A 4,105-nucleotide genomic window follows, 5' to 3' on the forward strand; every position below is an offset into this window, starting at 1 on the left:
AATGCCGAGCCATGCACCTTGCGGCATGTCATGCAATGGCACAGCCCGACGCGATCCGGCTCCGATGAAACCACGAACCGCCACGCACCGCACGCGCAGCCGCCTTCGTGCTTCGCTTCGCCACCTCTGACCAGTGCGGCTTCCCTGTCGCGCGCTTCATCATTAGAGTTGCTCATGAGGCGGTTCATCGCGGCTCCCTATAATCTGGTGTCGGTACTGCGCCAGGCAATGAAAATGGTGGTACCAAACAGCGTACCAGTAGCAACTCTCGCGCCGAACCGCCGGCGGCCGCAGCAAAAGGCGCCGGTTTTGCTACGATGACAACCCCAAGAGACGGAGATGGCATTCATGAAGCACGTTTCCCTGCTGGCTCTGCTCCCCACCAGCGCCTCGGCATTCGCAACGACGGCTGGTCCGAACGCAGCACCCGGCGCGACAGATCTCGCTGCCTACGTGCTTTCGCATGAACGTTACGATGCAACCGCGAACGCGCCGTCACCCCGTACGGATTACAAAACGGTGAGCGTCGCAGATGTAATGACCGACGAGTACGTGTTTCCGCTTGGAGAAACCGGCAAGTCGATCGTCTTGTCCGGCTATCAGATCGCGGCGGGCTTTCTGGCCGAACGCGCCGCGGATCAATGGCTCGAGCTCGCGCGCCAGCAGCACGCGGCAGAAGGCGGACCGGCCGATGACACCACGCGCCACGTGCCCGATCCTGCCGAAGCCGACCAGCTCATGGATCGCGCGATGGAATCGGCCGAGCGCATCCTCGCGCCGTTTTCGGGCGCGCCGGTGGCGTCGCTGTTTGAAACGCATTATCGCGGCGGACGCGAATTCCTCCGGCTGAGCTGGGAAGGTTTGCCGGAAGACCTCGTGCCAAAGTCGCGCCGGCCGGCTGCGGCCGTTGGCGGATTGCGTGCACCGGGCGAGACGGCAGCGCAGGATTACGATCCGTACGGGCTGGAAGGCACGAGCGACTATGACGTCGACAAGCCGCTCGCGTACAGGGAGAAGATCGGCCCGTTCCTGCTGACCATGACGTACCGTCATGAATATCCGCAAGTCGACGACGAACGCCTCGGCACCGCGTTCGCCGTCTTCCACGAGGCGGGGACGGATATCGTCGTGGCGGCCGTCGAATTGAAGCTCGTAAAAGTGCCACCCATTCAGAGCAGCGCCGACCTGGTGTATGTGCTGGATACGTATTCCGGCGAAATGCTGTCTATGGCGCTCGCCGCAACCGAGGCGCTCGGGCCGGAACGTTTGTGTTCAGTGTTCAATACGCACCGGGTGGTGTTTATCGGTACGTGGGAAGTGCGCAAGAGCTGGCGCAGTCAGGGTCTGGGCGTGGCGCTTTTGCGCGAGGCGCTCGAACGCCTGCCGGCAGACCCCGATGGCCGTCCCGATGCATTGTGCGTCGCCCCCGAACCGTATCAGACCGAGGCGCGCTATCTGGAGCAATTGCCTGCGAGCTTGCGTGAAGAACTCGATGCCCCTGCGCACCGCCTCACGCAACATCTGAACGGGTGGCTCGAACGCGCCAATCTGCCGAACGTGAAGACGCACTTCTTCATTCCAATGGCCAAGCACGAAGGCATTGGATCGGCGGGAGAAAACGCGCGGCTGATCGACCGGATCATGGAAAGTGAAGCCTGAATCGAAACCCGACCGCGCGTTGATCGTGGTCGATATGCAGGCGAAGCTGATGCCGCATATCGAACAAGGGGAACGCGTGTTCAGGCATTGCGCCGCGCTCATCAGGGCGGCGGATCTGCTCCATATCCCGGTACTTTTCACGGAACAAAATTCGCATGGCCTGGGTGCGACCGTGGATGGCTTGATTGGCGAGCGGCATCGATTAATAGAAAAACATACCTTCGACGCCACCCTCTGCCCCGAATTCACCGCTGCGTTGCCGTCGAGGAACACCGTGTTGTTCGTGGCCGGTTGCGAAGCGCATGTCTGCGTGCTGCTGACCGTGCGCGGTTTGCTGAGGCTCGGCTATACGGTAGAACTTGTTGCCGATGCCACCGGTTCACGCGCGCCGGAGAATAAGGCAATCGCACTGGCGGGAGCCCAGCAAGACGGCGCGTTCCCCACTACCGCCGAAACCGTGATCTTCGGCTGGCTGGAAAGCTGCCGGCATCCGCGCTTCAAGGACGTCCTCGCGCTCGTCAAATAGGTGCGAGCCATGCCTGGCCGTCATGGCTGGCATGAGCAGATTTCGATTGTTCCGGGATTTTGGCCTCCCTACAGTCCGTTCATGCGGGCGTTCATTCGATCCGCGAACCATCCGTTTTTCGACCTCTGCTCAAGGCCACCATCATGACCCTTCGTCTTTCCCGCCTTGCCCGGCGCATTTTCGTGGCGGCTGCTTTCGCCGCACCGATCGCCGGGGCCTCGTTCGCCCATGCCGATGCCCTCGATACCGTGCAGAAAAGCGGCGTCGTCCGGGTCGGCGTGTTCATGGATTACCCGCCGTTCGGCTCTATCGGTCCGGATATGAAGCCGCAGGGGTATGACATCGAGATGGCCGATTACCTGGCGAAAGCGATGAAGGTCAAGGTCGAACTCGTGCCCATCACCGGCGAAAACCGCATGGCGTACATTGCGACGGGCAAAGCCGACGTGCTGCTGAGCGTGGGGCAGACGCCCGAGCGCGACAAGGTGCTGGATTTTTCGCGACCGTATGCGCCGTATTACCTGGCGGTGTTTGGACCCAAGTCATTGCCCGTGAAAAGCGAGAAGGATCTGGCCGGCAAGACGATTTCGGTTGCACGCGGCACGCTGGAAGACCTGAGCGTGACGAAGGTCGCGCCGCCGGATGCGACCATCAAGCGTTTCGATGACCCCAACGGTGCAATCTCGGCGTTTTTGTCGGGCCAGGTACAGTTGATGGTGGTCGGCAACGACGTGGGTGCAACGATCATCGCGCGTAACCCGCCGATCGCGCCGGAACAGAAGTTCCAGCTTTTCAGCTCGCCGGATCATGTGGCGGTGAACAAGGGCGAGACGCGCTTGCTGAAGGAAGTCGATACAGCCGTGTTGAAGGCCAAGAACGACGGCACACTGAACAAGCTGTCGACGAAGTGGCTTAAGGCGCCGTATCCGAGCGATTTGTAAGCCGGCTCAGGGGTACTGACGTAACGGCCTCTTGTAATACTGCCGCCCTTTGGGCGGCAGTTTGCGTTTGGTGATCATGCAGCTCTGACCTCTTCCAACAGATCAGGGTGGTGATCCAGAATCTTCAACAGCTTCACCAAGGCCAAAGGCGGCCTTGTCTTACCGTTTTCGTAGCGGGAAAACGCGTTCACACCACCGCCAAATATTTCGGCCGCTTCGCGTTGATCGAGAGCAAGCTTTTTGCGCACGCTTGCAATAAAAGCCGGATCGACAATCGTTGCGTTGACTTGCTTGTTGAATTCCAGCATCGCTGCATTGATGCGCAACGACTCGGTCGCATCGAAAATGGCTTCGCCACACGCCGGGCAAAAGTCGCCGGTTACGTCAGGGATCATTGTCGACTCGCCTTTGTACGCGTATGGCAAGTCGCGTGTATCACGAACGAGTTCTGCTGCGCCGCAGACTGGACACTTCATGTTCATAGCTCCTTGAAGGACACCACAAGCACGTCATCTATGACCGTCAGTTTCAAGTACACCGGCCCGGCGGATGTGGTTGGTTGGTTGGTAGACGTCCTGCCAAACGCGGTGATCGGCGTGCGTTGTCATGCTCTTATAAAAATCTTTTGGCGCCAATGCCCTGATGACTTCGATCATGTCGTTGAAGTCAAAACCCATTGCCGCCGCGCCACTCAGTGCTGACATGGTCGAGCGCACCATGCCCGCTTCGAGCAGAGCGAGAACGATCGCAAGCCGGCAGTGAGGGACGCTTTTTTCCATTTAATCATATTAACCTACTTGGTTAACATGAACAACTCCTTTCGAAAATCCCGGAAAGGCACGCGCGCATGCCTTCGCCGCTTTTACCGTTGAATGTAGCCCTTACCTGCAATCACGCGATCCCCGCCCCATGTGCAGGCGTGCCGGATCGATGGCACCGGACTTGCTCATGGCCTTTGTCTCCATTCGCCTTTTCAACA

General features: G+C 59.6%; 4 protein-coding genes and 2 pseudogenes. 3 read left to right on the top strand and 3 right to left on the bottom strand.

Annotation, left to right across the window (positions count from 1 at the left end):
- Positions 1-176: pseudogene (locus ACFFAR_RS26540) on the bottom strand (GFA family protein); the annotation flags it as partial.
- 172 nt (positions 177-348) lie between these two features.
- Here ACFFAR_RS26540 and ACFFAR_RS26545 point away from each other — a divergent pair.
- From ACFFAR_RS26545 to ACFFAR_RS26555, 3 genes are all read left to right on the top strand, one after another.
- Entirely contained in the window at positions 349-1,659 is a 1,311-nt protein-coding gene (locus ACFFAR_RS26545) for an inositol monophosphatase (RefSeq protein ID WP_375508765.1), read from the top strand.
- Entirely contained in the window at positions 1,649-2,185 is a 537-nt protein-coding gene (locus ACFFAR_RS26550; protein WP_375508766.1) for an isochorismatase family protein, read from the top strand. The genes ACFFAR_RS26545 and ACFFAR_RS26550 overlap by 11 nt, the downstream gene beginning before the upstream one ends.
- Positions 2,186-2,328: 143 nt before the next feature.
- The gene (locus ACFFAR_RS26555; RefSeq protein WP_174364715.1) at positions 2,329-3,126 is read left to right on the top strand and encodes a transporter substrate-binding domain-containing protein; all 798 of its coding nucleotides are present in this window, start codon (positions 2,329-2,331) and stop codon (positions 3,124-3,126) included.
- A gap of 74 nt (positions 3,127-3,200) precedes the next feature.
- Here ACFFAR_RS26555 and ACFFAR_RS26560 read toward each other — a convergent pair whose 3' ends face one another.
- A complete protein-coding gene (locus ACFFAR_RS26560) occupies positions 3,201-3,602 on the bottom strand; it encodes a type II toxin-antitoxin system MqsA family antitoxin (protein ID WP_062003305.1) in 402 nt (133 codons plus the stop codon).
- Positions 3,603-3,604: 2 nt separating this feature from the next.
- Positions 3,605-3,905, bottom strand: a pseudogene (locus tag ACFFAR_RS26565) (type II toxin-antitoxin system MqsR family toxin).
- Positions 3,906-4,105 lie beyond the last annotated feature (200 nt).

It is taken from the genome of uncultured Caballeronia sp., from assembly GCF_964243625.1.
Taxonomy (GTDB): Bacteria; Pseudomonadota; Gammaproteobacteria; order Burkholderiales; family Burkholderiaceae; genus Caballeronia.

What these genes read in the sequence shown, in the direction of transcription:
- ACFFAR_RS26545 (WP_375508765.1), top strand. Translation starts at nt 349, where the DNA reads ATGAAGCACGTTTCCCTGCTGGCTCTGCTCCCCACCAGCGCCTCGGCA.
- ACFFAR_RS26555 (WP_174364715.1), top strand. Translation starts at nt 2,329, where the DNA reads ATGACCCTTCGTCTTTCCCGCCTTGCCCGGCGCATTTTCGTGGCGGCT.
- ACFFAR_RS26560 (WP_062003305.1), bottom strand. Translation starts at nt 3,602, where the DNA reads ATGAAGTGTCCAGTCTGCGGCGCAGCAGAACTCGTTCGTGATACACGC.